Here is a 26,603-nt window from a genome sequence, read left to right on the forward strand (position 1 = left end):
AAGACCAGGACAAGCAGGACCAAGGGAGCAGATGTATGTCCGTGGACGCGCCCCAGTCGCCCGTCACCGCCGATTTCTGGTTCGACCCGCTGTGCCCGTGGGCGTGGATGACCTCCCGGTGGATGCTGGAGGTCGAGAAGCAGCGCCCGGTGAAGGTCAAGTGGCACGTGATGAGCCTCGCCGTGCTGAACGAGGGGCGTGACCTTCCGGAGAAGTACGCCAAGCTGATGGACGAGGCCTGGGGGCCCGTCCGCGTCTGCATCGCCGCTGCGCAGCAGCACGGCGAGGGCGTCCTCGGCCCGCTCTACACGGCGCTCGGCACCCGCTTCCACAACGGCGGCGAGCCGCGTGACCGCGCGACGATCGAGGCGGCGCTGAGCGAGGCCGGTCTGCCGACGTCGCTGGCCGACGCGATGGACTCCACCGACTACGACGACGCGCTGCGGATCTCCCACAAGGAGGGCATCAGCCTGGTCGGCGAGGACGTGGGCACCCCCGTCATCGCGGTCCCCGGCTCCACGGGCGAGCGTGTCGCCTTCTTCGGCCCCGTCGTCACCCCCGCCCCCAAGGGCGAGGCGGCGGGCCGCCTCTGGGACGGCACGATCCTGGTCGCCTCGACGCCGGGCTTCTACGAGATCAAGCGGACCCGTACCCAGGGCCCGATCTTCGACTGAGGTTTTTCAGGGGCGCGAGGAACTGCGCGACAAGCCACTGACATGCGGATGGTCCTCATCGAGCAGGGCGATCCGCACGCCGTTGGTTTCTCGCGCAGTTCCCCGCGCCCCCAGATAGTGCAACTACCGCCTGCGGGACCAGAGCAGGCCGAGGAGGGACAGCAGGCCCGTCGCGGCCAGCGTCGTCGCCAGCTGGACCTGGTTCGCGTGCGAGGTCAGCATCAGCGCCAGCGCGCCGACCACCCCCGCCAGGGCCACCCACGTCAGGTACGGGAAACCCCACATCCGCACCGTCAGCTTCTCGGGCGCCTCGCGCTCCAGGCGGCGCCGCATCCGCAGCTGCGCCACGCACACGAACGCCCAGACGACCAGAACCGCCGCCCCGACGGCGTTCAGCAGCCAGGCGAAGACGGTCGTCGGCCACCAGAAGTTGAGCAGCACCGCGAAGAAGCCGAAGGCCGAGGACGCCAGCACGGCGATCCTGGGCACGCCCCCGTCGACGCGCGCCAGTGCGCGCGGGCCGAGGCCGCGCCGGACCAGTGAGTAGGCCATCCGGGACGAGCCGTAGATGTTCGCGTTCATCGCGCTCAGCAGGGCGATCAGCACGACGACGTTCATGATCTGTGCCGCCGCCGGGATGCCGAGCAGGTTCAGGACCTCGACGTAGGGACCGTTCCTGACCACGTTCGGGTCGTTCCACGGCAGCAGGGTGACGATCACGGCCATCGAGCCGACGTAGAACAGCGCGATGCGCCACATCGCCGTCCGCACCGCGTTGCCGACGCTGCGCACGGGGTTCTCGGACTCGGCCGCCGCGATCGTGACGGTCTCCAGGCCGCCGTAGGCGAAGACGGAGGCCAGCAGGCCCGTGACCAGGCCGTTGGTGCCGTTGGGCAGGAAGCCGCCGTCCCCGGTGAGGTTGGCCAGTCCGGGCGCGCCGCGGCCGACGACGCCGAAGATCGCGAGGACGCCGAGGACGAGGAAGCCGGCGATCGCCACGACCTTGATCGCGGCGAACCAGAACTCGAACTCGCCGAAGTTCTTCACCGCGGCCAGGTTGCTGGCGCAGAAGAAGGCCATGAACAGCCCGACCCACATCCAACTTGGGGTACCGGGAAGCCAGTTGGTCATGATGCCGGCCGCTCCGGTGGCCTCCACCGAGACGCCGACACAGAGCAGCAGCCAGAAGAGCCAGCCGGAGGCGAAGCCGGCCCAGGCGCCGATCTCCTTCTCCGCGTGCACGGAGAACGAGCCGGAGGCGGGGCGGGCCGCGGACATCTCGCCGAGCATCCGCATGATGAGCATGACCAGCACGCCGGAGGCCGCGAAGGCCAGCACGACGGCGGGCCCGGCGGCGGCGATGCCGGAGCCGGAGCCGACGAAGAGGCCCGCGCCGATGACGCCGCCGAGGGCGATCATCGAAAGGTGACGCTGTCGCAGGCCATGTGAGAGGCCGTCGGCGGCGGGCTGTTGCTGGGACTGCTGCTGGGACTGCTGTGGTGCGGTCGTGGTGCTCATCTGTCCTGCAGGGTGCTGTTCGGATACTGAACCGACTTGCTCAGTATTCGGTCGATCGTGCCCGTTTCGGCAGAGAAGAAGGTCCTTCGGGTCAGAATGCGAACGACATGATCACCGAACGCGTTCGGGCGACTGCGGCCCGTCGCCCCACCGTCGAGCCCGGCCAAGCGCTGACCTGCGGTTTTGTGGGAAGCGCACTGAGCGGCCGAGTGCCCCGGCCGATAGGTTCACGATCGTTCACTTCTTCTTCCGTCCCCAGGAGCCCTGCCGTGAGCCTCGCCGCACCGATCGTCCGCCCCGGCGCCGTCCTCGCCGACCTGCTGCCCGCCGCCGGGACCACCCGCGGCCGCGCGCTGGTCCGCGACGCCGCGCTCGTTCTCGGCGGTGCCGCGTTCACCGGTCTGGCCGCGCAGCTGTCCGTGCCCGTCCCCGGCTCGCCGGTGCCGGTGACCGGGCAGACGCTGGCCGCGCTGCTGGTCGGCACGGCCCTCGGCGCGCGCCGCGGCGTCGCCTCGCTGGCGCTCTACCTCGTGGCCGGGATCGCGGGCGTGCCGTGGCTCGCGGGTGGCGCGTCGGGTATGAGCGCCTCCATCGGCTACGCCGTGGGCTTCGTCGTCGCGGGCGCCCTCGTCGGCGAGCTGGCCCGCCGCGGCGCGGACCGCAGCCCGCTGCGGACGGCGGCCGCCATGGTGCTGGGCAACCTGGCCATCTACGCCGTCGGTGTCCCGTGGCTGGCGGTGGCCCTGCACGTCTCCCTCGCCCAGGCCGCCTCGCTCGGCCTCTACCCGTTCCTGATCGGCGACGCCATCAAGATCGCTTTCGCGATGGGCCTGCTCCCGGCCGCCTGGAAGCTCGTGGGCCGCCGCGTCTCGTAGGCCCCCGTGGCAGGGCCGGGCAGGGCTGACGCGCCTCGCCGACGGCGGGCTGACATAATCCAGCCATGCGCGTCTACCTGGGATCCGACCACGCCGGTTTCGAGCTCAAGCAGCACTTCGTGAAGTGGCTGACCGAGGCCGGGCACGAGCCGATCGACTGCGGTCCGCACATCTACGACGCCGTCGACGACTACCCGCCGTTCTGCCTGCGTGCCGCCGAGCGCACCGCCGCGGACTCGGAGGCCCTCGGCGTCGTCATCGGTGGCAGCGGCAACGGCGAGGCCATCGCCGCCAACAAGGTCAAGGGCGTCCGCGCGGCGCTCGCCTGGAGCCTGGAGACGGCCAAGCTGGGTCGCGAGCACAACAACGCCAACGTCATCTCCATCGGCGGCCGCATGCACACCGAGGAGGAGGCCACCTCCTTCCTCCAGGCCTTCCTGGAGACGCCGTTCTCGGCCGAGGAGCGCCACATCCGCCGCATCGACATGCTGTCGGACTACGAGACCACCGGCGAGCTCCCGCCGATCCCGGCCCACCACCCGCAGGGCTGAGCGCGGCAGCAGCAGCGCAGGGATGCCCGAGGGCCACACCATCCACCGACTGGCCGCCGAATACCACCGGGTCTTCGGCGGCCAGGCCGTTGCCGTCTCCAGCCCGCAGGGCCCGTTCGCCCAGGCCGCGGCCCAGTTGGACGGCCGCGAGCTGACCGCGACCGACGCCAAGGGCAAGCATCTCTTCCTCGGCTTCGGTGAAACCCGGTGGATCCACATCCATCTGGGCCTGTACGGCAAGGTCTTCTGGGGCCACGGCCCCGCGCCCGAGCCGGTCGGTCAGGTCCGGCTGCGGATCGCCTCCGAGGACGCCCACGCTGACCTGCGCGGCCCGACGACCTGCCAACTGATCACCCCCGGCGAGAAGCTGGAGGTCGAGGCTCGCCTCGGGCCCGACCCGCTGCGCGCCGAGGAGAACGGCGACGCCGCCTGGAAACGGATCAGCGGCAGCCGCACCACCATCGCCGCGCTGCTGATGGACCAGAAGGTGCTCTCCGGCGTCGGCAACGTCTACCGCGCCGAGGTCCTCTTCCGGCAGGGCGTCGACCCGCACCGCGAGGGCCGCAGCCTCGACCGCGCCGAGTGGGACGGGATCTGGGGTGACCTGCGCCCGCTGATGCGCGAGGGCGTCCGGAACAACCGCATCGACACCGTCCGCCCCGAGCACACCCCCGAGGCGATGGGCCGCCCGCCCCGCGTCGACGACCACGGCGGCGAGGTCTACGTCTACCGGCGCACCGGGCAGCCCTGCCTGGTCTGCGGCACGGAGGTGCGCACCGAGGCGCACGCGGCCCGCAACCTCTTCTGGTGCCCGCGCTGCCAGGCCTGACGCCACCTGGCCCTCAGTCGAGGCGCAGCGCGCGGACCCGTGCGAAGCAGAACCCGGCCAGCGCCGCGGCGCCCAGTGCGTACAGGGCGGTCTCGATCCACTGGAACGTCCAGTAGCGGTCCGCCGGCTGGTAGGAGACGACCTGGTCCAGCCGCAGCGCGTTCACCGCGCCGAGGCACTGCTGCGGCGTCGCGTTCTGTGCCAGGCAGACCCGCGGCGCCGGCCCGCTCCACGGCCGCCCCGCCGAGTCCGTCGTGCCGACCGAGATCACCCAGGCGCCCGGCACGTCGACGGACTGCACCATCCGGACCGAGCCGCCCTCGATCCGCATCGAGAAGTCGTGGCCGTAGGACGCGACCAGGGGGACCGTCTTGCGCAGCGGCGCCTCGTAGAACGGGCGGACCGTCATCGGCAGCGCCACCTGGACCGCCGTCAGCACCAGCAGCGTCACCGCCATCGCGGGCAGGGTCCGGCGCAGCAACAGGCCGCAGGTGACGCCCAGCGCGAAGGCGAACAGCGCCGCGCCGACGGGCACCAGGTCGCGCGCGCCGAAGAGCAGCGGTGCGAACCGGCCCGGCAACGACGGGCCCGCCGCCCGGCTCCCGGCCGGCAGCGCCGCAGCCCGGTCGATCGGACCGGCCCACCAGGTGACGACCAGACTGAGCAGGCCGCCCGTCACGACCGAACCCGCGCCCACCAAGCCCAGCTTGACCGCCAGCCAGCTCCGCCGGGTGGTGCTCTGGCTCCACGCCAGCCGGAACGTCCCCGCCTCCACCTCCCGGGCGATCAGCGGAGCGCCCCAGAACAGGCCCAGCAGCGCGGGCGTCAGGTAGAGCAGCACCGCTCCGGCGTAGAAGAGGACACCGGCGAGCCGGTCGGCCTGCACCCCGTCGAAGAAGTCGGCCCGGGCGGACGCGCAGGCGTCGGCGCCCGCGCAGCCGTTCAGGCCGGCGGACCGCGCCAGATCGGACAGGTGGCCGCGGCTGACGGCGAACAGCACCGCCACCGCGGTGACCGCGCCGAGGGCCGCCAGGGCCTGGACACGGAACTGCCGCCAGGTCAGCCAGATCATTTCGCCGTCTCCTTCGTCGTGCGGCCCAGGTGGGTCAGCACCAGTTCCTCCAGGTCCGCTTCGCGGTTCCCGGTCACGGCGCGGTGCTCGGCGAGCAGCACGCCGATGTCCCCGGTCAGTCGCACGCGGCCCGCGTTCAGCACCACCAGGTGGTCGCAGGCGTGCTCCAGGTCGCTCACCAGATGCGAGGACAGGACGACGCTCATCGCCCGGTCCGCGACGGCCTCGGCCAGGCTCTCCAGCAACTCCCGCCGGGCCAGGGGGTCCAGGCTCGCGGCCGGCTCGTCGAGCACCAGCAGGTCGCCGCGCTTGGCCACGGCCAGCGTCAGCGCGAGCTGTGCGCGCTGTCCGCCGGACAGGCGTCCGGCCTTCCGTGCCGGGTCCAGGCCCAGCTCCTCGACGCGGCGCCGCGCGTACGCGTCGTCCCAGCCCGGGTTCAGCCGCGCGCCGAACCGCAGGTGGTCGGCGACCGTCAGGTGGGCGTAGACGGGCGCGTCCTGGGCGACGAAGCCCACCCGGGCCAACTCCCGTGGGCCCGTGCCGGGGCGGTCGCCCAGTACCTCCACGGTCCCGGCGCTCGGCGCGAGCAGGCCCATGACGAGGTTCAGCAGCGTCGACTTCCCGGCCCCGTTCGGGCCGACCAGGCCCACCACGCGACCGGCCGGGATGTCCAACGTGCAGTCCTCCAGCGCCCAACGGCCCCGGTACCGGCGGCCCAGGCCCACGGTTCGGATCGCCGGGGCGTCGATGACGACGGCCATCGTGCTCCTCCTCTCGGTGTTCTCGGTGTACTCGTCTTCTCGGTCGGCGAGTCCCACCACGATCCGTCGGGCAGGCGCTCCCGGTCGTCGGGCCACGGTGCAGAGTCGGAGGCCGGATGACGGACCCAGGTACGACGGTCGGGGTCGGACCGTGGTGCGACGCGCAGGACCGGGCCGCTGGCTACGGTGTGGTTCATGGACCCGTTGAGACCGCCGCTGCGCCCGCCGTTGGTCGGACGGCTGACGAACGCCCACTGGATCGGGTTCGACTGCTTGGCGGCCCTGCTGTCGCTGCTCGTCCTGCTGCGGGCGGAGCACAGCCTGGCCGAGGGGCCGGCCTGGACCGTGGTCCCCAGCGCGCTGCTCGGCGCCGGCGCGATCGCCACCCGGCGGCTGTGGCCGGAGCCGATGCTGATCCGGGGTGCGCTCGTGCTCGCCCTGACCACCTCGCTGACGGTCTTCCCGCTGCAAGTGGTCGCCCTCGGCTTCGTGCTCTACTCGGCCGTCCAGGGGCTGCCGGTGCGCCGGTCCGTCTGGCTGCTCGTCGGCACGCTCGTCCTCGCCGCAGGAGGGCTGACCGGGCATCTGTCTCTGCGTCCCGGTCGCGTGGTCTTCTTCAGTCCCGCGCCCGTGCTCGGCCAGTTGGCCGTCGCGGCCCTCGGCTGGGTCCTGGGCCTGGTCGTCGGGCAGCAGCGGCGCTACAGCGCGGCGGTGCGCGCGCAGGCGGAGCAGCGTGCGGCGGCCGAACTGGCGCAGGCCCAGCGCGCACTGAGCGACGAGCGGCTGCGTATCGCGCGTGAACTGCACGACGTGCTCGCGCACTCGATGAGCCTGATCGCCGTGCAGGCGGGCGTCGCCAACCACGTCGCCGCCGAGCGCCCGGACGAGGCACGACGCGCCTTGACCGCCATCGAGGACACCAGCCGTGGAGCGCTGCGTGAACTGCGGGCCCTGCTGGGCGTCCTGCGGACCCCCGACGGCCACGGTGCGGAGCACGCGCCCACGCCGGGCCTGGCCGACCTCGACGCGCTGCTCGCCCGCACGGCGGACGCGGGCGTCCGCGTGGAGCTGACCGAGACCGGCGAACGCCCGCCGTCCCTGCCCACCGGTCTGCAACTGGCGCTCTTCCGCGTCGTGCAGGAGTCGCTCACCAACGTGGTCAAGCACGCGGGCGCGGACCGCTGTGCCGTCGCCCTCGCCTTCACCGACCGGACGGTCACGCTCGCGATCACCGACCCGGGCCCGGCGACGCCGACGGCGCCCGCCGCCACGACGCGCGACACCGGGCCCACCGGACACGGCATCGCCGGCATGCGCGAACGCGTCACCATGTACGGCGGCGAACTGCACGCCGGACCGCTCCCGACGGGCGGCTTCCGGGTCACCGCCGGCCTGCCGCTCGCCGCCCCGGAGGTCTCCCCGTGATCCGCGTCCTCGTCGCCGACGACCAGGCGCTCGTGCGCGGGAGCTTCCGGCTGCTGGTCGACACCGCGCCGGACCTGGAGGCGGTCGGCGAGGCGGAGACGGGGGAGGAGGCGGTCGCCCTCGCCCGCCTGCACCGCCCGGACGTGGTCCTGATGGACGTCCGCATGCCCGTCATGGACGGCATCGAGGCCGCCCGCCGGATCGCGGGCGACCCGGCGACCGCGGACGTCCGCGTCCTCATGCTGACCACCTTCGACCTGGACGAGTACGTCTTCTCGGCGCTCCACGCGGGCGCCAGCGGGTTCCTGCTCAAGGACACCCGCCCGGCCGACCTGCTCGCCGCGATCCGGGTCGTCGCCGCCGGTGACGCCCTGCTCGCACCGGGCATCACCCGCCGCCTGATCGAGCAGTTCACCCGCGGCCCGATCCCCACCGCGGCCCCCGCGGCCGTCCTGGCGGACATCACGGAACGCGAACGCGAGGTGCTGACCCTCGTCGGCCTCGGCCTCTCCAACGCCGAGATCTCCGAACGCCTCCATGTCAGCCCGTCGACGACCAAGACGCACATCGGCCGCCTGCTGACCAAGCTGACCGCCCGCGACCGCGCGCAACTGGTCATCGCCGCCTACGAGTCCGGCCTGATCCGGCCGGGCGGCGGGCCTGCGGCGGCGCCTACAGCATCGTGAAGGAGAGCACCAGCGCCATCACGCCGAAGACGGCCGCGCCGACGAAGAGCGTGAGCACCGCGAACCCGAACCGGTTCGCCGCGCGGGCGGAGCCGCGCCGGTCGAGCAGCCCCGCCGGCGACATGCAGGCCATGCTGAGCCCGAACAGCAACAGGGCGAACCACCCCACCGCACGCTGCAGGCTGATCCGGCCGTAGTCCCCGGCTCCCGTCCGGTCGACGTCCAGCGTGCTGCCCGGCGCGACCCGCAGCGGGCTGGAGACCAGTGCGGCCGGGTCGGTGACCGTGCCGTCCGTCGAGCGGAACACGCCGGTACAGCCGATGTAGGAGCCCTTCGGCTGCGGGACCGTCCGGCACGAGGCCACCTTCACGGTCCCGGGCGTCCCCGCGAGCCCCGCCGCGTGCGCGGCCTCGTACCCGCCCCACCACACCAGCAGCGGCCCGACGACGGCCACCAGGATCAACATGGGCAGGCCGGTCTGCACCCTCATCGTGCGGGTCCGGCGGGAGGTCAGGGTCGACATGGGCAAGACGGTAGCTCGTGCGCGGGCGTCGGGTCGCACCGCCCCCGAGCCCGAAAATGGCGCGATCGTTGCAGCCCACATCCGCGATCCGTCGACGGGTGACGGTGGCGCTCGGTAGGGTCTCCGGAACATGGCACGCCGCGAGACCGGGGGACACCCGGACGACACCCGTACGGTCCGCCTGCGCAGGGCGCAGCGACGGGCCTGGCGTCGGGTGCGCCGCGCTGCCGTGGACTACTTCCGGGGGGACGGCGCGGACTGGATCGCGTTCGCCGCCCTGCTGCTGGTCGTGCCGCTGCTGGCCCTCGCCACCATCACCCTGCCGGTCTGGTTCCCGCCGACCGCGCTCGTGCTGCCGGTGATCTCGGGTGCGCTGCTGCTGCGCCCCAGCAGCCTCGTGCTCCTCTACGCCGCGGCTGCCGCCGCGCTCGCCGCGGAGTCCGTGCTGCTCGGCCCGTACGACAGCGGCTGGCCGGGGCGGGTGACGCCCGGCTGCGTGCTGACCGTCGGCGCGGTCGGTGCGGTGGGTCTGGTCCTCGCGCAGTTCCGCAACCGCGTCGGCGTGCCCTGGCGGCGTGGCGGGTCGATGCTCTTCGACCTGCGCGAGCGGCTCAAGGTGCAGAGCCGCATCCCCTCGCTCCCGGCCGGCTGGCACGCGGAGATGGCGTTGCGTCCGGCCGGCGGGCAGTCCTTCTCCGGCGACTTCGTCGTCGCGGCCCGCACCGGCACCGGCAAGCGCGTGCTGGAGGCGGTGCTCGCCGACGTCTCCGGCAAGGGCATGGACGCGGGCTCTCGGGCCCTGCTGCTCTCCGGCGCCTTCGGTGGCCTGCTCGGCTCACTGCCGCCGCACGACTTCCTCCCCGCCGCCAACGGCTACCTGCTGCGCCAGGGCTGGGAGGAGGGCTTCGCCAGCGCGGTGCATCTGGTGCTGGATCTGGACACCGGTGAGTACGAGCTGCTGTCGGCGGGTCACCTGCCGGGCATGCAGCGGGTCAACGGCACCGGTCGCTGGGCGACCAAGGAGGCCGAGGGTCCGCTCCTCGGCATCTACGACGGCGCCAAGTTCGAGGGCGTGCGCGGGGTGCTGGGCCACGGCGACGTGCTGATGCTCTGCACGGACGGCATGGTCGAGGCCCCGGGCCGGGACCTGTCCGAGGGCATGGACCGACTCATGGGCGAGGCCGACCGGTTGATCGGCACGACCTTCTCCGGCTCCGCCTGGCGGCTGATCGAGCGGGTGGCCAAGGACCGCAGCGACGACCGGGCCCTGTTGTTGCTCTGGCGCGAATAGGCGTATCGCTGGCCGCACTTGTACCATCCGTCACACGATCTTCGGACAATCTCGGCTGATTGTGCACTCCGGCAGTGGAGTGTGAGTCAGAACCGCTTTACGGAGCCCGTTGATCCGGAGAGACTGGCTAGGCGGGCGAGCGTGAGCTGGGGGTGATGCCGTGGTGACGCGGCGTTGTGCTCCCGGCGCCGGGCGTCCCTCAGCTGTTGACGTAGCCGTCGTCACGCTCGAAGCGAGGAAGTGGGGCCCGTGACAACCTTCTCCATCTCTGCTGTCGTCCTGTTGGGGATTCTGCTCATCGTCTTCATCCGGAACAAGAGCATGAAGGTCGGATACACGGTGCTGGCCATCCTCTTCGGCTTCTTTCTGGCCAAGACCTCGGCGGCGGCTCCGATCCAGGCCTTCCTGACCCAGATCGCCAACACGGTCAACCAGATCACCCACTAGAGCGGTCGGCCTGAGCGGTCGGTCTGAGTGGTCGGCCGGTGCGGCCGGCTAGAGCAGGCGGCGCAACAGGCCTGCGGGTGTGGGCGGCTGACCGATCGCCCACCTCGCGTTCCGCGGCGTGGACGTCGGCGTGCCCGTCGTCGCCTCCGCGTCCCGCAGCGCGTCCGGGTCGCGGGTCAGCAGCAGGAAGCACCGCGCCCAGGCGAGGTGCTCCCCGCGAGGCCAGGCCAGCGTCCGCAGTGCCGCCGACGCGGCGGCCACCGGCTCTCCGTCGACGCGCACCTCGGCCACCTCGTCACCGGCCCGCCCGCCGAAGAAGAGCCGCACGCCGTGCAACGCGCGGTCGTCCAGCCGCGGCAGCACCTGCGCGGCCAGGGTCGGCAAGAGGTGGTGGGCCTCCACCCACTCGCTCAGCGGCGCACTGCGGAACCCGAAGACGGCCGCCGGCCCCTGCACGGTGTACCAGCCCGGCGCGCCCGCGACCGCGTCCGGAGCGAAGACGTCCCCGTGCAGCCCGCGGCGCTCCAGCAGCTCGACGACGGCGCTCGCCGTCGTGGTGCGCCACATGCGCACCCCGTTCTCCAGCCGCTGCTCCTCGGTGCGCCCCAGGCCGCTCACGCAGTCCCAGACGACCGGCCCCTCGCCGTCGCCCAGCCGCAGCACGTATCCGAGGTCCAGGTGCGGCGCGACGCCCGCCTCGGCCCCCGCGTCACGGTGCTCGCGCACGGCCACGGCGGTGCGCCCCGGGCCGCGCACGACCTGCTCGTCGACGTGGAACCGCCGCCCCAGCGCGGCCATCTCCCGCACCACGCTGCGCCGTATCACGTCCAGCCGCTGATCGGCCTGCAACCTGCCGCCTCTCGTGAAGCCCTCGTGAAGCCGCGCAGAGCGTACCGCGCGCGGGTGTTCACAAGGTCCGCTCCACCGGGTGGCCCGACCGGGCCGGGGTGCCCCCAGCCCGGCGCGGCGGGCGTCCGCCGAGCCCCTTCAGGCCACGCGCCGTCCGAGCGCCTCCGCGCCTGCCGCGAGTCCCTCGGCGGCGGTCACGGCCGGATAGGCGGTGATCTTGAACTTGTCCCCCCAGGCCAGCGAGACCTCCATGATCGGCGTGAAGCTCTCCGCCTGGAACACGATCACCACGGCGGGGTTCTCCGCCCCGAGCCAGTACTCGCCCTCCACGGTCAACCCCGGTGGATACGTCCACCCGGCCCGCCGCGCGAGCGCACCGTCCCGCTCCTCCCGGCTGAGGCCGGGCTGCCACTCGAGGGTCATGACGTAGAGCATGGCGCCTCCTTCGGACGAGGAGATACCTACCCTCCCACGCTAGACCCGGCCCCCTCTTGCGGCGCGGGGACACCCACGGGCGCGGGGGCACCCGGGCCGTCCGGGTACGTTCCGACGTCCCGGCACCGTGGCGTCGGCACCCAGCGCTCATCTGCAGTACCCCCGGCATGACGGGCATTCAAGCAACTGCCCGCAGGCCGTGTTGCTCGGATGGTTCGATGAGCCGCAGCGATCCGTGAATCCTGCGGGTGACACGGTTGCTGTACTTCGGCGCTGTACCGCAACCGTGTCACCGGCACACCGGACGAAATCCGGTCGGTGTCCGAGGCCCTTCAGGGCAGCACGTGAGTGGTCCAGTTCGCCGGATCCAGACCGAACACCCGGACGTGCTTCAGCAAGCCCTTCAGGCCACCGACTGCCGTGAGGGCGGCGGGTGCCTTGTCCGGCCCGTTGTGGGTGAGGCAGACGTCCAGGCCCTTGACGGTTTCGCACGCCTGCTGCTCATGAGAGGCGAGCTGCCGCAACTGCTGATCCGTCGCCTCGGTGTAGGGGGCTGCCGTGAGTGAGATGTCGTAACCGTGCAGTTGCCAGCCGATCGCCACGCTCCAGTTCGTGTCGCTCGTGTCGTCGGACAGCCAGTTGTCCATGCCGAAGCCGCTGTCGTCGCCCGTTGAACCTTCCGGGAGGTCGGTGATCGACACCGGCACCGGGACAGCACTGTCGGCCACCGTGGCCGACGCCGCGATGCGCAGCAGTGTGCGCTCCTGGCCGGGGACGGGCACGTACTGCGCGGTCAGTTCGACCCACCGGCCGTCCGCGCTCTGCCAGCGCAGGAGGCTCTCCATGGTGCTGACAGGCTGGCCGGCGTTCGAGGTCGCCCAGTACGCGCGGCGGCCGTTGACGTCCGGTGCGGGCAGCCGGTACTTCATCGCGGGGTCCCGAGCACCCTTCACGGCCGGGTCCACGCCGCGCGGATAGACGAACAGGCGGAACGTCTCGCGCATCTCGGCGCCCGGCGCTGCCTTGCCGCTCGCGAGGGCGTCCGACCTCCAGCCGGTCTGCGTGTACCCCTTCGCGCCGGCTCCCGGGGGCAGCCAGCCGAACTGGGCCGTGCTGCGGATCGGATCGTGTGGGTCGACGCGGCCCGGGAGGTGCCAGCGGGCCGGCCCCTGCCAGCCGTCGGCCGGTCCTCGCTGGACGTCGGCAGGGACGGGCGTCGGGGCGTGCCCGGGCCCGGCCAGGAGTGCGCCGACGGTGACGGCCGTGAGGGCCAGCGCCGTGGCGCCGAGGCGGACCCGGCGCCGCCGGCGGCGCAGGCGCCGGCCGGACTGGACGGCGGCCGGGATGTCGACGCGGCTGGGCGGGGCGTCCGCAGCGTGCGCGAGGGCGCCGAGCTCCAGGGTGAGGCTGTGTTCCTGCAGGTCGTCGAGGTCCGTCCTACCGGTCATGTCCGGTTGCCTTCCGTGACGGGGTGAAGAGGCTGCTGCCGGTCGTGGTGATGCCGCAGTTCCAGCGCGCGACGCAGCGCCTCGAGGCCGCGAGCGGTCTGGCTCTTGACCGTGCCCAGCGAGCAGTTGAGCGCCTCGGCGGTCTGTTCGACGCCCAGGTCGCAGTAGTAGCGCAGCACGACCGTGGCCCGCTGCCGCGGCGGCAGCGCGGCGAGCGCCTGGCGCAGGTCGAGGATCGCGTCCAGGTCGGTGACGGGTGACAGCGGCTCCTTCTCGAACCGCAGCAGTACCCGTCGCCAGGGTGAACGGCGCTCGGCCAGGAAGGCGTTGACCAGGGTGGTGCGTGCGTAGCCGTCCGGGTTCTCCATCCGACGTACCCGCGGCCAGTGCAGGTACAGGCTGGTGATCGCCGTCTGGGTCAGGTCGTCGGCGGTGTGCCAGTCGCCCGACAGCAGATACGCGGTCCGGCGCAGCCACGGTGCCCGCGACGCGGCGAACTCGGCGAACTCCTCGTCCTCATCGGTGTCCGTCTCTCTCACAGCCACCTCCTTTCGCCGCCCTAATGCAGCAGGAGGGCGTTCGGTTGCACGGAAGCCGCCTGGAAAATCGGGCGCGGTCGGCTGAGCTGGGATGATAGACAAGCGATGTGACAGAGAGTCTTGAGTATTCCGCCCTGCTGCAGCTGATCGACGAGCGGTCGGCCGCGTTCAGGAGTGCGGTTGCTGCCGCGCCCGGCCTTGACGCGCCGGTGCCGTCCTGCCCCGAGTGGACGGTGTTCGATCTGGTGCAGCACCTGGGGACGGGCCAGCGCTGGTGGGCCGCGATCGTCACCGCGGGCCCGGCCGAGGCTCCGCCGGCCAAGGAGGCCGTGAAGGCGCCGCGCGAGCTCGAGGCGCTGCTGGCCTGGTTCACCGAGTCGAACGAACTGCTGCTGAGTGCGCTGCGCGAGGCCGGCCCGGAGCGCGGGTGCTGGACGTGGTGGAGCGCCGGCGTGTCGCCGGCGAACGCCCGGGGCGTTGCCCGGCGCCGGGTGCACGAGATCCTGGTGCACACCTACGACGCCCAGCTCGCAGCCGGCGCTGTGCAGCCGATGCCGGCGGACGTGGCGGTCGACGGCGTGGCCGAGTTCCTCGACACCTGCAACTCCACCCCGGCGGCCTGGCCGCACGAGGCCGCCATCATCCACTACCACGCCACCGAGGGCCGCTCCTGGCTCCTCGCGCTGGACGACACCGGCGCCTGGCCCGCGCCCCTCACGGCCGACGCCCCGCCCGCCTCCGCTTCGGCCACGGGCACGGCCGAGCAGCTGCTGCTCTTCATGTGGGGCCGCCTCACCATGAGCGACGTGAAGATCGACGGCGACCCGCAGGTGTTCGAGCAGCTGATCGCCTGGGAGCCGGAGGAGTAGCCGGTCGACAGGCCGGCGGCCGCGGCCTTCGGCGTCCGCGGCCGGCGGAACACGAAAGGCCCAGCCCAGGGATCATGTCCCTGAGCTGGGCCTTCGGCGTCGAAGGGGACGGGCACGTGGCGGGCACGGGCATGGGCACGCACCAGGGACGTGCTGCCGTGCGGATCACCGCTTCTACGTGGGCGGATCGCTGAAAGCGGCCCGCAGCTGATCCTCTTGCTGCACCGAAAGGTCCGAGCGCATCAGATCCATGGCGCGTCCCTCGAACGCCTTCAGGGCGGTGTCGATCACGGCGTCGCCGCTCAGGAACACAAGCGCCGAGGTTCCCGGCGTCATGTCACCTTTCACCGACTCGATCATCGATCCGTCGATGCCGGTCTTGCTGAGCTTCTTGGCGAACGAGGCGGCCTTGCTGCCCTCGTCGGTCACATGCTCCTGCACCTGGGGTCCCGACGCGTACAGCGGCCAGCGAAGCACCGCCACATCTCGTACATCGATGAGCTCCTGGCCACTCAGCTGCTTGAGCCTGAGGGCTGCCTCATCGGCCCCTTCGGTACCGCTGAATCGCCATGCCGTCGTTGACATCGACTCGCTCCTCCTGCCAGGCGGACCACGATGCGCACCTTTGTGTGCCATTGGGAACGTCATGCCGTCTCGGGCGGGGCGCCTGATCCTGCTCGGCGGTGTCGGTGACGGCCATGCCGGGGTCTACTCCTGCCTGCCCATCCAGGCTATCCCGACATACCCGGCGTTTCAGGACCCAGCGCCTTCGTCGGCTGGGTGGCAGCGGTCCTGATCCGGTCGGGCATGGCGCTCCTGGCCGCATCGGCCTGCGAGCCGAGTGTCTGGCTGAGTGGGATCCATCCCCTGCGGTTGGTGGAGCGCGGACGTGCGGGGGCGACCGGGCAGTGGGTGCCGATCGCGTCGGGGTGGGGCCAAGTGCCGCGCGAGCGCCTTGACTCCCACTCCGAGCCGAACGCCGATGATCAGGTCTCATCGGAGCCAAGGGCGCGACGCCCCGCCGGAACCACTTCCTCGCTCTGTGACCCACCAGGAACAATCTCGCCGCCGCTGCCGGCGCGACGGGGGAGCGGGACTCCTGGAACGCGAAAGGCCCAGGCTGGGGATCATGTCCCTGACCTGGGCCTTCGGCATACGAGCGGGCGACGGGAATCGAACCCGCGTAGCTAGTTTGGAAGACTAGGGCTCTACCATTGAGCTACGCCCGCGGGGCTTGCGCCGTGGATCAGGGTAGCGGACGCGGGCGGGGGGATGCACACCACTTGAGCTGGGCGGCGTCGCGGGTGAATTCGCTCAGGTGGCGAGCGTGCAGCATGTACGCTACGTCTCGCGAGACGAACGGGGTGTGGCGCAGTTTGGTAGCGCGTCCGCTTTGGGAGCGGAAGGTCGTCGGTTCGAATCCGGTCACCCCGACCATGCAGGGATGAGCACGGCCGCGCTGAGCTGCGGAAACAGTTGCCAGGGCCGTCGGGGCGAAGGCCGTTTGTGGTACCGGTAGGATGGGTCGCTGGTGGCGTCTGCGCACCGCGGCAACAGCTCGCGGGTGAGTGGAGTCCACCGAACCAGCCCGGCGGGCGATAGTCACCAGGACGCATCACCCGTCTCGCCGCGTGTCCGAATCGAGGCTCGCGGCGGACATCCGACCGTAAAGCCCCCAAGGAGACCCAACCGTGAAGAGCGCCGTGGAGACTCTGAACCCGACCCGGGTTCGACTCACCGTCGAGGTGCCCTTCGAGGAGCTCAAGCCCAGCCTCGACGCGGCGTACAAGAAGATCAACCAGCAGGTCACGGTTCCGGGTTTCCGTAAGGGCAAGATCCCGGCTCGCGTCATCGACCAGCGTTTCGGCCGCGGTGCCGTGCTGGAGGAGGCCGTCAACGACGCGCTGCCGAAGTTCTACGGCCAGGCGGTCGAAGAGGGCAAGATCGACGTCCTCGGCCAGCCGGAGATCACCGAGATCGAGGGTGTCGAGCAGCTCGTCGACGGCGGCGACCTGAAGTTCACCGCCGAGGTGGACATCCGTCCCGAGATCGAGCTCCCCGACTTCGCTTCCATCGAGGTCGAGGTCGACCCGATCGAGGTCACCGACGAGGACGTCGACAAGAGCCTGGAGCAGCTGCGCGAGCGCTTCTCCTCGGTCAAGGCCGTCGAGCGCGCCGCCGCCGAGGGCGACGTCGTGGTCGTGGACCTCGAGGCCAAGGTCGACGGTGAGGTCCCCGAGGACGGCACCGCCACCGGCGTGACCTACGAGATCGGCTCCGGCCGCCTGCTGGACGGCATCGATGAGGCCGTCATCGGCCTGGAGGCCGGCGGCTCCAAGAGCTTCACCACCGAGCTCAAGGGTGGCTCCGCCGAGGGCAAGGACTCCGAGGTCACCGTCACCGTCACCGCGGTGCAGGAGAAGGAGCTCCCGGCTCTGGACGACGAGTTCGCCCAGATGGCGTCCGAGTTCGACACCCTGGACGAGCTGAAGGACGACTCCCGCAAGCGGCTCGCCCGCATGAAGGAGTTCGACCAGGCCACCCAGGCCCAGGAGCGCGTCCTCGACAAGCTGCTCGAGCTCGTCGACATGCCGTACCCGGAGAAGCTGCTCGCGGACGAGATCCAGACCCGCAAGCACAACCTGGAGCACCACCAGCTGCCCCAGATGGGCATCGACATGGACGCCTGGCTGAAGCTTCAGGAGAAGACGGCCGAGGAGTTCGACGCCGAGCTCGAGGAGCAGGCGAAGAAGGGCATCAAGACCCAGTTCGTGCTGGACGCCATCGCGGCCAAGGAGGAGCTGGGTGTCTCCCAGGAGGAGCTCACCGAGCACCTGCTGCGCCGTGCCGCCGGCTCCGGCCTGACGCCGGACCAGTTCGCCCAGCAGGTCGTCCAGGGTGGCCAGGTGCCGCTGCTCGTCGGTGAGGTCGTCCGCGGAAAGGCCCTGGCGTCCGTCGTCGAGGCCGCCAAGGTCCTCGACACCGAGGGCAACGTCGTCGACTTCGCCGACGACGAGGACGAGGACGAGGTGTCCGAGGCCGTCGAGACCGTCGAGGTCGAGGCTGCGGCCGAGGAGACCGAGGAGGCCTGAGCCTCAGGTTCCTGATCAGCAGGGCCCGGACCGCGGTGACGCGGTCCGGGCCCTGCTGCGTTCCCTTGTTCGCCCACAGCACGCGCTGTGACGCTCAAAGCGAACAGGTCGGTTTTGAGGGATGGCCGGACCAGTACTGCGCGTTAGGGTCGGTGGAAACGCTGTGACGGCGGCCTTCGACGACCAGCCGTCGTGTCAACAACGAGCAGGTGGATACGTGACGATTCCGCAGATCTCGATGCCCGGGCTTGTGACCCCGCGTGCTGCCGGCGACATCGGCGGTGGCGGTCTGGGAGACCAGGTCTACAACCGTCTGCTCAACGAGCGCATCATCTTCCTCGGACAGCAGGTCGACGACGACATCGCGAACAAGATCACCGCTCAGCTGCTGCTCCTGGCCGCTGACCCGGAGAAGGACATCTTTCTCTACATCAACTCCCCGGGTGGCTCGGTGACCGCCGGCATGGCGATCTACGACACCATGCAGTACATCAAGAACGACGTGGTCACCATCGCGATGGGCATGGCCGCCTCGATGGGTCAGTTCCTCCTGACGGCCGGCGCCAAGGGCAAGCGCTTCGCGCTGCCGAACGCCGAGATCCTGATGCACCAGCCGTCGGCCGGCCTCGGCGGCTCCGCCACCGACATCCGCATCCAGGCCCAGCAGTTGGTCCGGATGAAGCACCGGATGGCCGAACTGATCGCCGAGCACAGCGGTCAGACGGCGGAGCAGATCACCAAGGACTCCGACCGCGACCGCTGGTTCACCCCGGTCGAGGCCAAGGAGTACGGCCTGATCGACGCCATCATGCACAGCGCCTCGGACGTCCCCGGTGGCGGTGGCACGGGCGCCTGAGCCCGCGCACCAGCACCGAGTCGCCAGCCAGCCGACCATCGTCCGGAGGACGGAAGAACCCGATGAACATCCCCAGCCTGTCCGCCGCGCAGGGGCGCGTCGAGAACATGATCGCCGAGGGCCGCTACATCCTGCCGACGTTCGTCGAGCGCACGTCGCAGGGTTACCGCGAGTACAACCCCTACGCCAAGCTCTTCGAGGAGCGCATCATCTTCCTGGGCACCCAGGTCGACGACGCCTCCGCGAACGACATCATGGCGCAGCTGATCTGCCTGGAGTCGATGGACCCGGACCGGGACATCTCCATGTACATCAACTCGCCCGGTGGCTCCTTCACCGCGCTGACGGCGATCTACGACACCATGCAGTTCGTGAAGCCCGACGTCCAGACGGTCTGCATGGGTCAGGCGGCGTCCGCCGCCGCCGTGCTGCTGGCCGCCGGTACGCCGGGCAAGCGCATGGCGCTGCCGAACGCCCGCGTGCTGATCCACCAGCCGTACACCGAGACGGGCCGTGGCCAGGTCTCCGACCTGGAGATCCAGGCCGCCGAGATCCAGCGCATGCGTGAGCTGCTGGAGACGCTGCTGTCCAAGCACTCGAACAAGACCCAGCAGGAGATCTCCGAGGACATCGAGCGCGACAAGATCCTCACGGCCGAGGAGTCGCTGCAGTACGGCTTCATCGACCAGATCATCTCCACCCGCAAGAGCTCTGCCGAGGTCTGATCCGGCACGCAGTCGCTCCTGCGCCAAGCGCCGGGTGACTCCCCGGGTGCGGTCCGTGACCGCGCCCGGGGTGCCCCGGCTCAGGCACAGCGCCGCAGCTCAGGCGCGGCTGAGACCAGCACCACGTGGCCAGTCCGCCCCCCGCTCTTGGAGCCGGGGGCGACGCCTGGCACCATCGTGAGTACCGACATCCTGATCCGGCCGATTCGTTTATTCGCCCAGGGCGGAAGTGGGAAGCCGTCGAAGACGGCGAATCGCGGCTCCTGACGGAGTACCGTCGGATACCAAGCACCAGGCTCCGCCCCCCAGGGAGCCTTTGGCGAAGGGGAAGCACCTCGTGGCACGCATCGGTGACGGTGGCGACCTGCTCAAGTGCTCGTTCTGTGGCAAGAGCCAGAAGCAGGTGAAGAAGCTCATTGCCGGGCCAGGCGTGTACATCTGCGACGAGTGCATCGACCTGTGCAACGAGATCATCGAGGAAGAGCTCGCGGAGACCTCCGAGGTCCGCTTCGAGGAGCTGCCGAAGCCTCGTGAGATCTACGAGTTCCTCGACGGTTACGTCGTCGGCCAGGAGACCGCCAAGAAGGCCCTCTCCGTCGCCGTCTACAACCACTACAAGCGCGTGCAGGCGGGCGAGAACGGCAAGCACGGCCGCGACGACGGCATCGAGCTGGCCAAGTCCAACATCCTGCTGCTGGGCCCCACCGGCTCCGGCAAGACGCTGCTGGCGCAGACCCTGGCCCGGATGCTGAACGTGCCGTTCGCGATCGCGGACGCCACGGCGCTGACGGAGGCCGGCTACGTCGGCGAGGACGTCGAGAACATCCTGCTCAAGCTGATCCAGGCGGCGGACTACGACGTCAAGAAGGCCGAGACCGGGATCATCTACATCGACGAGATCGACAAGGTCGCCCGCAAGAGCGAGAACCCGTCGATCACGCGTGACGTCTCCGGCGAGGGCGTGCAGCAGGCGCTGCTGAAGATCCTCGAGGGCACGACGGCCTCGGTGCCGCCGCAGGGCGGGCGCAAGCACCCGCACCAGGAGTTCATCCAGATCGACACCACGAACGTGCTGTTCATCGTGGGTGGTGCCTTCTCCGGCCTGGAGCGGATCATCGAGGGCCGCGCGGGCAAGAAGGGCATCGGCTTCGGCGCCCAGATCCGCTCGAAGCACGAGATCGACGCGAGCGACACGTTCCGCGAGGTCATGCCGGAGGACCTGGTCAAGTTCGGCATGATCCCCGAGTTCATCGGCCGTCTGCCGGTGATCACCTCGGTGCACAACCTCGACCGCGAGGCGCTGCTGCAGATCCTCACCGAGCCGAAGAACGCGCTGGTCAAGCAGTACCGCCGGCTCTTCGAGCTGGACGGCGTGGAGCTGGAGTTCACCGCCGAGGCGCTGGAGGCCATCGCCGACCAGGCGATCAAGCGCTCCACCGGCGCCCGCGGCCTGCGCGCGATCATGGAGGAGGTGCTGATGTCCGTCATGTACGAGGTTCCCTCGCGCAAGGACGTCGCCCGCGTGGTCGTCGACGAGGACGTCGTGCTCAAGCACGTGAACCCGACGCTGGTCCCGCGCGACCTGCGCACCCAGCGCGAGCGCCGCGACAAGAGCGCGTAACGCGTCAGCAGACGAAAAGGGGGCCCGGGGCGCGAAGCCCCGGGCCCCCTTTCGTGTCAGTGCTTGACGACCGGCACCGAGTTGATCACTACGGTGTCGTTGGGCTTGCCGTCGCCCTGGCCGTTGGAGTTGTCGCTGCCGTCCTGGGCGATGTGGGTGAGGATGTCCAGCCCCGAGGTGATGGTGCCGAACGGCGTGTAGTTCGGCGAGAGCTGACTGTCCTTGTACACCAGGAAGAACTGCGAACCATTGGTGTTGGGGCCGGAGTTGGCCATGGCCAGGGTGCCCGCCGGGTAGGTGCCGCCCTGGATCGCCGGGTCGTTCAGGTACTCGTCGTCGAACTTGTACCCGGGGCCGCCGGTGCCCGTCGCGGTCGGGTCGCCGCACTGCAGCACGTAGATGCCGTTGGTGGTGAGCCGGTGGCAGTGGCTGTGGTCGAAGAAGCCCTGCTGCGCCAGGAAGAGGAAGCTGTTCACCGTCTTCGGCGCGTGCGCGGCGTCCAGCTTCAGGCCGATGTCGCCGCAGGACGTCTTCAGCGTCGCGGTGTACGTCGCCTTGGTGTCGATGCTCATGGCCGGCGGCTGCGACCACTGCTTGGTGCTCGGGTCACCCGAGGCGACGTTCCCGCAGAACGCGCCCGACGCGGCCGAAGCGGACGGCGACTTCGACGACGAGCCCAGCGTCGCCCACAGGATGCCGCCGGTGGCCAGCAGCACCACCAGCACCACCGCCCCGATGCCCAGCATCCTGCGCTGCCGTGCCTTGGCCTGCTCCTGGGCGCGCAGCGCCTCCATCCGTGCCCGCCGCGCGGCGCCCGGGTCCTCGCTCACCTGTGCTCCTCCAACCAGTCGTGCCCCGTTGCCTGTCTGTCAGCACACAAGTGTGACCGCTCCAGGTGACGCGGCACGAACGAGGCACGCCCAGGTGTCGGTGGCTACCTGCTCACCGCGGCCACCTGGCGGAGGAGGACGGATCGGCATGACGATCACCGGACCAGTGGCGCCGGTTCCTGTCCATCGCCTCCGGTGCAGCCTGGGAAAGGCGTTCGTGACCATGGACGTGTGCCCTCTAAACTTGCCGTCGTGACCGAAATGAACCAGCACCCCGCCGACGCCGGGGTCGACAGCGCCCTCGAGACATTGCCGACGCAGTACACGCCGGCTCAGGTAGAGGGGCCGCTGTACGAGCGCTGGGTAGAGCGCGGTTACTTCACGGCGGACGCGAAGAGCGAGAAGCCGCCGTACACCATCGTCATCCCGCCGCCCAACGTCACCGGCTCGCTGCACCTGGGCCACGCCTTCCAGCACACGCTGATGGACGCCCTCGTCCGCCGCAAGCGCATGCAGGGCTACGAGGCCCTGTGGCTGCCCGGCATGGACCACGCCGGTATCGCCACCCAGAACAAGGTCGAGCAGCAGCTCGCCGAGGAGGGCCTGTCCCGCCACGACATCGGCCGTGAGGCCTTCGTCGAGCGCACCTGGCAGTGGAAGCAGGAGTACGGCGGCCGGATCCTCGGCCAGATGAAGCGCCTCGGCGACGGCGTGGACTGGTCCCGCGAGCGCTTCACCATGGACGAGGGGCTGTCCGCGGCCGTCCTCACCATCTTCAAGCAGCTCTTCGAGGACGGGCTGATCTACCGCGCCGAGCGCATCATCAACTGGTGCCCGCGCTGTCTGACCGCGCTGTCCGACATCGAGGTCGAGCACGAGGACCGCGACGGCGAGCTCGTCTCCATCCGCTACGGGGAGGGCGACGACAGCATCGTCGTGGCCACCACCCGCGCCGAGACTATGCTCGGCGACACCGCCGTGGCCGTCCACCCGGAGGACGAGCGCTACGCGCACCTGATCGGCCGCCAGATCAAGCTGCCGCTCACCGACCGCACCATCCCGGTCGTCGCGGACGAGCACGTCGACCCGGAGTTCGGCACCGGTGCCGTCAAGGTGACGCCGGCCCACGACCCGAACGACTTCGAGATCGGGCGTCGTCACGACCTGCCCAACCTCACCATCATGGACGAGCGCGGCGTGATCACCGTCCATGGCCCGTTCCTCGGCCTGGACCGCTTCGAGGCGCGGTCGGCGGTCGTCGGCGCGCTGCGCGAGCAGGGCCGCATCGTCGCCGAGAAGCGCCCCTACGTCCACGCGGTCGGCCACTGCTCGCGCTGCCACACCGTCGTCGAGCCGCGGCTGTCCATGCAGTGGTGGGTCAAGGTCGCCCCGCTGGCCGAGGCCGCCGGCGACGCCGTCCGTGACGGCCGGGTCCAGATCCACCCGAAGGAGCTGGAGCGCCGCTACTTCGACTGGGTCGACAACATGCACGACTGGTGCATCTCGCGCCAGCTGTGGTGGGGCCACCGCATCCCGATCTGGTACGGCCCCGATGGCGAGGTCGTCTGCGTCGGCCCCGACGAGAAGCCGCCGACGGGTGAGGGCTGGCGCCAGGACGAGGACGTCCTCGACACCTGGTTCTCCTCCGGCCTGTGGCCCTTCTCCACGCTGGGCTGGCCCGAGCAGACCCCCGACCTGGCCAAGTTCTACCCGACCGACGTGCTGCTGACCGGCCACGACATCATCTTCTTCTGGGTCGCCCGGATGATGATGTTCGGCCTGTACGCGATGGACGGTCAGGCGCCGTTCCACACCATCGCCCTGACCGGCCTGGTGCGCGACGAGTTCGGCAAGAAGATGTCGAAGTCCAACCCCAACGCGGTCGACCCGCTGGACTGGATGGACGCCTACGGCGCCGACGCCGTCCGCTACACCCTCGCCAAGGGCGCCAACCCCGGCGCGGACGTGCCGATCGGCGAGGACTGGGTCCAGGGCTCGCGCAACTTCTGCAACAAGATCTGGAACGCGACCCGCTTCGCGCTGATGAACGGCGCGACGGTCTCCGGGCCGCTCCCCGCTGCCGAGCAGCTGAGCGCCGCCGACCGCTGGATCCTCTCCCGGCTGAACGCCACGGTCGCAGAGGTGGACGGTCTCTACGAGGACTACCAGTTCGCCAAGCTGGCCGACGCCCTGTTCCACTTCTCCTGGGACGAGGTCTTCGACTGGTACGTCGAGCTGACCAAGCCCGTGCTGATGGCGGGCGGCCCGGCCGCGGACGTCACCCGTCGCGTGCTGGGCGAGGTCCTGGACGTGACGCTGCGACTGCTGCACCCGATCACGCCGTTCGTCACCGAGGCGCTGTGGACGACGCTGACCGGCGGCGAGTCGGTCGTCGTCGCCGCGTGGCCGGCCGACAGCGGCTTCCGGGACGCGGCGGCGGAGAAGGAGATCGAGCTGCTGCAGCAGGTCGTCACCGAGGTCCGCCGCTTCCGCACCGAGCAGGGCCTCAAGCCCGGCCAGAAGGTCGCCGCGCAGCTCTCCCTGGAGGGCACCTCGCTGGTCGCCCACGAGGGCGCGCTGCGGTCGCTGGCGCGCCTGACCATGGCGGAGGAGGGCTTCCACGCGACGGCCACCCTCCCGATCGCGGGCGCGACGGTGGCGCTGGACCTCTCCGGCGCGATCGACGTCGAGGCCGAGCGCAAGCGGCTCGGCAAGGACCTCGCCGCAGCGGAGAAGGAGCTGGCGCAGGCGCAGGCCAAGCTCGGCAACGAGGCCTTCCTGGCGAAGGCGGCCGAGGCCGCGATCGACAAGATCCGCGGCCGCCTGGCCAAGGCCACGGAGGACATCGAGCGCCTCACGGCCCAGCTGGCGGCGCTGCCGACCGCGTAGCGGTCAGGGGCGCGGGGCTCTGCCGATATGCGGCTCCGCCGCGTGGGCGCGAGCCGTCTGAGCCCTCCGGCGTCGCAGGTAGTTGCACTTCCAGGGGCGCGGGGAACTGTGCGACAAGCCACCCTGTGTGGTGAGTCGCCGAACGCGCAGGGCCATCCGCACGTCGGTGGTCCTCGCGCAGTTCCCCGCGCCCCTGGCATTGCCCGCTGCAGGCGGTGCATCAGTGCCGCTCAACGCCCCTAAACTGGCGCCGTGAGCGACACTGAGCTGACCGCGGTAGCCGCGGAACTGGCCGCCAAGTGGCCGGAGACCAAACTCGATCCCTCGCTGGAGCGGATCCGGGCGCTGATGGACATCCTGGGCCAGCCCCAGCGGTCCTATCCGTCCATCCACATCACCGGCACCAACGGCAAGACCAGTACCGCTCGCATGATCGAGCAGCTGCTGCGCACCTTCGAGTTGCGCACCGGCCGCTACACCAGCCCGCACGTCGAGTCGATCACCGAGCGCATCAGCCTCGACGGTGAGCCGATCAGCCCCGAGCTGTTCGTGCGGACCTACGAGGACATCAAGCCCTACGTCGGGATGGTCGACGCACAGCAAGAGTTCCCGCTGTCCTTCTTCGAGGTCATCACGGCCATGGCGTACGCCTGCTTCGCCGACGCGCCGGTCGACGTGGCCGTCGTCGAGGTCGGCATAGGGGGCACCTGGGACGCGACCAACGTCATCGACGCGGCCGTCTCCGTGATCACCCCGATCTCGCTGGACCACATGGACCGCCTCGGCGACACCCACGCCGCGATCGCCGGCGAGAAGTCCGGGATCATCAAGAAGGGCGGCCTCGCCGTCGTCTCGCAGCAGCCGCTGGACGCCGCCGAGGTGATCCTGCGTCGCGCGGTCGAGATCGACGCGACGGTGGCCCGCGAGGGCATGGAGTTCGGCGTGCTGCGGCGCGACGTCGCCGTCGGGGGCCAGATGGTCACCCTGCGGGGCATCGGCGGCCACGAGTACGAGGACATCTTCATCCCGCTGCACGGTGCGCACCAGGCGCAGAACGCGTCGCTGGCGCTGGCCGCGGTCGAGGGCTTCTTCGGGGTCGGCGGCGCGCACACCGAGCCGCTGGACATCGACAAGGTCCGCGCGGCGTTCTCCGGCGTCACCTCGCCCGGCCGTCTGGAGGTCGTCCGGCGCAGCCCGACGATCGTCCTGGACGCCGCCCACAACCCGGGCGGTGCCCGGGTGACCGCCGACGCGATCGGGGAGTCCTTCGGCTTCACCCGCCTGGTCGGCGTGTTCTCGCCGAGCGGCGACAAGGACGTCCTCGGCGTCCTGGAGGCGCTGGAGCCGGTCCTCGCGGAGATCGTGGTCACCCAGAACTCCACGCTGCGCGCGCTGGACGTGGACCGCCTGGCCGAGTTGGCCGTCGAGGTCTTCGGCGCGGACCGCGTCCACGTCGAGCCCCGCCTCGACGACGCGATCGACGCGGCCGTCACCCTGGCCGAGGAGGAGGGCGACCTCGGCGGTGCCGGCGTCCTCATCACCGGCTCCATCATCACCATCGGCGAGGCCCGCATCCTCTTGGGCAAGCGCTGACCGTCAGTTGCAGTGTCAGGGGCGCGGGGAACTGCGCGACAAGCCACCCTGTGTGGTGAGTCGCCGAACGCGCAGGGCCATCCGCACGGGGTGGGTTCCTCACGCAGTTCCCCGCGCCCCTGGATGGTGCAACTACCTGCGGGGGTATCACTGACCGGGTCGCGCCCACGCGGCGGAGCCGCAGATCGGTGGAGCCCCGCGCCGC

25 protein-coding genes and 2 tRNA genes are annotated in these 26,603 nt (G+C 70.7%); 16 read left to right on the plus strand and 11 right to left on the minus strand.

Going from position 1 to position 26,603, the window contains the following annotated elements; all coding sequences use genetic code 11:
• Window positions 1-35: 35 nt before the first annotated feature.
• Window positions 36-674 carry a mycothiol-dependent nitroreductase Rv2466c family protein gene (locus BMY61_RS21860; protein WP_042449180.1) on the plus strand — a complete coding sequence of 213 codons (639 nt, stop codon included), beginning with the start codon at window positions 36-38 and terminating at the stop codon, window positions 672-674.
• A gap of 123 nt (window positions 675-797) precedes the next feature.
• Here BMY61_RS21860 and BMY61_RS21865 read toward each other — a convergent pair whose 3' ends face one another.
• Window positions 798-2,192: an amino acid permease gene (locus tag BMY61_RS21865; protein WP_042449183.1), complete on the minus strand. Its 1,395-nt coding sequence runs from the start codon at window positions 2,190-2,192 to the stop codon at window positions 798-800.
• Between the two features lie 269 nt (window positions 2,193-2,461).
• Between BMY61_RS21865 and BMY61_RS21870 the strand changes: the two genes are divergently transcribed.
• The 3 genes from BMY61_RS21870 to BMY61_RS21880 all read left to right on the plus strand — a co-directional run bounded on the left by BMY61_RS21870 (window position 2,462) and on the right by BMY61_RS21880 (window position 4,447).
• Complete coding sequence (locus BMY61_RS21870) at window positions 2,462-3,067, plus strand: biotin transporter BioY (protein WP_042449186.1); 606 nt, start codon at window positions 2,462-2,464, stop codon at window positions 3,065-3,067.
• A 65-nt stretch (window positions 3,068-3,132) separates the two neighbouring features.
• Window positions 3,133-3,618, plus strand: a complete 486-nt coding sequence (locus tag BMY61_RS21875; protein ID WP_042449189.1) for a ribose-5-phosphate isomerase — start codon at window positions 3,133-3,135, stop codon at window positions 3,616-3,618.
• A 22-nt stretch (window positions 3,619-3,640) separates the two neighbouring features.
• A complete protein-coding gene (locus BMY61_RS21880) occupies window positions 3,641-4,447 on the plus strand; it encodes an Fpg/Nei family DNA glycosylase (RefSeq protein ID WP_042449192.1) in 807 nt (268 codons plus the stop codon).
• A 13-nt stretch (window positions 4,448-4,460) separates the two neighbouring features.
• On the opposite strand, the gene BMY61_RS21885 is transcribed toward BMY61_RS21880, so the two are convergent.
• A complete protein-coding gene (locus tag BMY61_RS21885; RefSeq protein WP_042449195.1) occupies window positions 4,461-5,519 on the minus strand; it encodes a hypothetical protein in 1,059 nt (352 codons plus the stop codon).
• Window positions 5,516-6,280, minus strand: a complete 765-nt coding sequence (locus tag BMY61_RS21890) for an ABC transporter ATP-binding protein (protein ID WP_042449205.1) — start codon at window positions 6,278-6,280, stop codon at window positions 5,516-5,518. The genes BMY61_RS21885 and BMY61_RS21890 overlap by 4 nt, the downstream gene beginning before the upstream one ends.
• 195 nt (window positions 6,281-6,475) lie before the next feature.
• Between BMY61_RS21890 and BMY61_RS21895 the strand changes: the two genes are divergently transcribed.
• Both BMY61_RS21895 and BMY61_RS21900 read left to right on the plus strand, forming a co-directional pair.
• Complete coding sequence (locus tag BMY61_RS21895) at window positions 6,476-7,705, plus strand: sensor histidine kinase (protein WP_143094465.1); 1,230 nt, start codon at window positions 6,476-6,478, stop codon at window positions 7,703-7,705.
• Window positions 7,702-8,391: a response regulator gene (locus tag BMY61_RS21900; protein WP_042449208.1), complete on the plus strand. Its 690-nt coding sequence runs from the start codon at window positions 7,702-7,704 to the stop codon at window positions 8,389-8,391. Before BMY61_RS21895 ends, BMY61_RS21900 begins: the two co-directional genes overlap by 4 nt.
• Here the strand turns inward: BMY61_RS21900 and BMY61_RS21905 are convergent.
• The gene (locus tag BMY61_RS21905) at window positions 8,378-8,914 is read right to left on the minus strand and encodes a hypothetical protein (protein ID WP_042449211.1); all 537 of its coding nucleotides are present in this window, start codon (window positions 8,912-8,914) and stop codon (window positions 8,378-8,380) included. The genes BMY61_RS21900 and BMY61_RS21905 overlap by 14 nt on opposite strands.
• A gap of 130 nt (window positions 8,915-9,044) precedes the next feature.
• Between BMY61_RS21905 and BMY61_RS21910 the strand changes: the two genes are divergently transcribed.
• The gene (locus BMY61_RS21910) at window positions 9,045-10,205 is read left to right on the plus strand and encodes a PP2C family protein-serine/threonine phosphatase (RefSeq protein WP_042449214.1); all 1,161 of its coding nucleotides are present in this window, start codon (window positions 9,045-9,047) and stop codon (window positions 10,203-10,205) included.
• A 249-nt stretch (window positions 10,206-10,454) separates the two neighbouring features.
• Window positions 10,455-10,652 (plus strand): hypothetical protein, encoded by a 198-nt coding sequence (locus BMY61_RS21915; RefSeq protein WP_042449218.1) that lies wholly within the window; start codon window positions 10,455-10,457, stop codon window positions 10,650-10,652.
• Between the two features lie 48 nt (window positions 10,653-10,700).
• On the opposite strand, the gene BMY61_RS21920 is transcribed toward BMY61_RS21915, so the two are convergent.
• The 4 genes from BMY61_RS21920 to BMY61_RS21935 all read right to left on the minus strand — a co-directional run bounded on the left by BMY61_RS21920 (window position 10,701) and on the right by BMY61_RS21935 (window position 13,923).
• Entirely contained in the window at window positions 10,701-11,501 is an 801-nt protein-coding gene (locus tag BMY61_RS21920) for a DUF6348 family protein (RefSeq protein ID WP_042449229.1), read from the minus strand.
• Between the two features lie 138 nt (window positions 11,502-11,639).
• The gene (locus BMY61_RS21925) at window positions 11,640-11,936 is read right to left on the minus strand and encodes a DUF3303 domain-containing protein (RefSeq protein WP_042449232.1); all 297 of its coding nucleotides are present in this window, start codon (window positions 11,934-11,936) and stop codon (window positions 11,640-11,642) included.
• A gap of 332 nt (window positions 11,937-12,268) precedes the next feature.
• On the minus strand, window positions 12,269-13,384 hold the full coding sequence (locus BMY61_RS21930) for a hypothetical protein (protein ID WP_042449234.1): 1,116 nt from the start codon (window positions 13,382-13,384) through the stop codon (window positions 12,269-12,271).
• On the minus strand, window positions 13,381-13,923 hold the full coding sequence (locus tag BMY61_RS21935) for a SigE family RNA polymerase sigma factor (RefSeq protein WP_042449237.1): 543 nt from the start codon (window positions 13,921-13,923) through the stop codon (window positions 13,381-13,383). The genes BMY61_RS21930 and BMY61_RS21935 overlap by 4 nt, the downstream gene beginning before the upstream one ends.
• 107 nt (window positions 13,924-14,030) lie before the next feature.
• Between BMY61_RS21935 and BMY61_RS21940 the strand changes: the two genes are divergently transcribed.
• Window positions 14,031-14,792, plus strand: a complete 762-nt coding sequence (locus BMY61_RS21940) for a maleylpyruvate isomerase family mycothiol-dependent enzyme (RefSeq protein WP_042449240.1) — start codon at window positions 14,031-14,033, stop codon at window positions 14,790-14,792.
• Window positions 14,793-14,966: 174 nt separating this feature from the next.
• Here the strand turns inward: BMY61_RS21940 and BMY61_RS21945 are convergent, their stop codons facing one another.
• The gene (locus BMY61_RS21945; protein WP_052438784.1) at window positions 14,967-15,377 is read right to left on the minus strand and encodes a DUF1269 domain-containing protein; all 411 of its coding nucleotides are present in this window, start codon (window positions 15,375-15,377) and stop codon (window positions 14,967-14,969) included.
• A gap of 573 nt (window positions 15,378-15,950) precedes the next feature.
• Window positions 15,951-16,021: transfer RNA gene (locus BMY61_RS21950), tRNA-Gly, on the minus strand.
• A gap of 131 nt (window positions 16,022-16,152) precedes the next feature.
• On the opposite strand from BMY61_RS21950, the gene BMY61_RS21955 reads away from it, so the two are divergent.
• From BMY61_RS21955 to clpX, 5 genes are all read left to right on the plus strand, one after another.
• A tRNA-Pro gene (locus tag BMY61_RS21955) sits at window positions 16,153-16,229 on the plus strand.
• A gap of 254 nt (window positions 16,230-16,483) precedes the next feature.
• Window positions 16,484-17,884 carry a trigger factor gene (gene tig, locus BMY61_RS21960; RefSeq protein WP_042449243.1) on the plus strand — a complete coding sequence of 467 codons (1,401 nt, stop codon included), beginning with the start codon at window positions 16,484-16,486 and terminating at the stop codon, window positions 17,882-17,884.
• A 238-nt stretch (window positions 17,885-18,122) separates the two neighbouring features.
• Window positions 18,123-18,740, plus strand: a complete 618-nt coding sequence (locus BMY61_RS21965; RefSeq protein ID WP_042449384.1) for an ATP-dependent Clp protease proteolytic subunit — start codon at window positions 18,123-18,125, stop codon at window positions 18,738-18,740.
• A 62-nt stretch (window positions 18,741-18,802) separates the two neighbouring features.
• Entirely contained in the window at window positions 18,803-19,465 is a 663-nt protein-coding gene (locus BMY61_RS21970; protein ID WP_042449246.1) for an ATP-dependent Clp protease proteolytic subunit, read from the plus strand.
• Window positions 19,466-19,802: 337 nt separating this feature from the next.
• The gene (gene clpX, locus BMY61_RS21975; RefSeq protein WP_042449249.1) at window positions 19,803-21,086 is read left to right on the plus strand and encodes an ATP-dependent Clp protease ATP-binding subunit ClpX; all 1,284 of its coding nucleotides are present in this window, start codon (window positions 19,803-19,805) and stop codon (window positions 21,084-21,086) included.
• Window positions 21,087-21,142: 56 nt separating this feature from the next.
• On the opposite strand, the gene BMY61_RS21980 is transcribed toward clpX, so the two are convergent.
• Window positions 21,143-21,880 carry a peptidylprolyl isomerase gene (locus BMY61_RS21980; RefSeq protein WP_042449385.1) on the minus strand — a complete coding sequence of 246 codons (738 nt, stop codon included), beginning with the start codon at window positions 21,878-21,880 and terminating at the stop codon, window positions 21,143-21,145.
• Between the two features lie 297 nt (window positions 21,881-22,177).
• Here BMY61_RS21980 and BMY61_RS21985 point away from each other — a divergent pair, with 297 nt between their 5' ends.
• Together BMY61_RS21985 and folC are read left to right on the plus strand one after the other, a co-directional pair.
• Window positions 22,178-24,805 carry a valine--tRNA ligase gene (locus BMY61_RS21985; RefSeq protein WP_042449254.1) on the plus strand — a complete coding sequence of 876 codons (2,628 nt, stop codon included), beginning with the start codon at window positions 22,178-22,180 and terminating at the stop codon, window positions 24,803-24,805.
• 252 nt (window positions 24,806-25,057) lie between these two features.
• Complete coding sequence (gene folC, locus BMY61_RS21990) at window positions 25,058-26,398, plus strand: bifunctional tetrahydrofolate synthase/dihydrofolate synthase (protein ID WP_042449257.1); 1,341 nt, start codon at window positions 25,058-25,060, stop codon at window positions 26,396-26,398.
• Window positions 26,399-26,603 lie beyond the last annotated feature (205 nt).

Origin of the sequence: Streptacidiphilus jiangxiensis (assembly GCF_900109465.1) — a bacterium.
Classification (GTDB): Bacteria; Actinomycetota; Actinomycetes; order Streptomycetales; family Streptomycetaceae; genus Streptacidiphilus; species Streptacidiphilus jiangxiensis.

Coding starts and splice junctions, on each gene's coding strand:
- BMY61_RS21860 (WP_042449180.1), top strand. CDS start 36: ATGTCCGTGGACGCGCCCCAGTCGCCCGTCACCGCCGATTTCTGGTTC.
- BMY61_RS21865 (WP_042449183.1), bottom strand. CDS start 2,192: ATGAGCACCACGACCGCACCACAGCAGTCCCAGCAGCAGTCCCAGCAA.
- BMY61_RS21875 (WP_042449189.1), top strand. CDS start 3,133: ATGCGCGTCTACCTGGGATCCGACCACGCCGGTTTCGAGCTCAAGCAG.
- BMY61_RS21880 (WP_042449192.1), top strand. CDS start 3,641: ATGCCCGAGGGCCACACCATCCACCGACTGGCCGCCGAATACCACCGG.
- BMY61_RS21885 (WP_042449195.1), bottom strand. CDS start 5,519: ATGATCTGGCTGACCTGGCGGCAGTTCCGTGTCCAGGCCCTGGCGGCC.
- BMY61_RS21890 (WP_042449205.1), bottom strand. CDS start 6,280: ATGGCCGTCGTCATCGACGCCCCGGCGATCCGAACCGTGGGCCTGGGC.
- BMY61_RS21895 (WP_143094465.1), top strand. CDS start 6,476: ATGGACCCGTTGAGACCGCCGCTGCGCCCGCCGTTGGTCGGACGGCTG.
- BMY61_RS21905 (WP_042449211.1), bottom strand. CDS start 8,914: ATGTCGACCCTGACCTCCCGCCGGACCCGCACGATGAGGGTGCAGACC.
- BMY61_RS21910 (WP_042449214.1), top strand. CDS start 9,045: ATGGCACGCCGCGAGACCGGGGGACACCCGGACGACACCCGTACGGTC.
- BMY61_RS21925 (WP_042449232.1), bottom strand. CDS start 11,936: ATGCTCTACGTCATGACCCTCGAGTGGCAGCCCGGCCTCAGCCGGGAG.
- BMY61_RS21930 (WP_042449234.1), bottom strand. CDS start 13,384: ATGACCGGTAGGACGGACCTCGACGACCTGCAGGAACACAGCCTCACC.
- BMY61_RS21945 (WP_052438784.1), bottom strand. CDS start 15,377: ATGTCAACGACGGCATGGCGATTCAGCGGTACCGAAGGGGCCGATGAG.
- BMY61_RS21965 (WP_042449384.1), top strand. CDS start 18,123: ATGCCCGGGCTTGTGACCCCGCGTGCTGCCGGCGACATCGGCGGTGGC.
- BMY61_RS21970 (WP_042449246.1), top strand. CDS start 18,803: ATGAACATCCCCAGCCTGTCCGCCGCGCAGGGGCGCGTCGAGAACATG.
- BMY61_RS21980 (WP_042449385.1), bottom strand. CDS start 21,880: ATGGAGGCGCTGCGCGCCCAGGAGCAGGCCAAGGCACGGCAGCGCAGG.
- BMY61_RS21985 (WP_042449254.1), top strand. CDS start 22,178: ATGAACCAGCACCCCGCCGACGCCGGGGTCGACAGCGCCCTCGAGACA.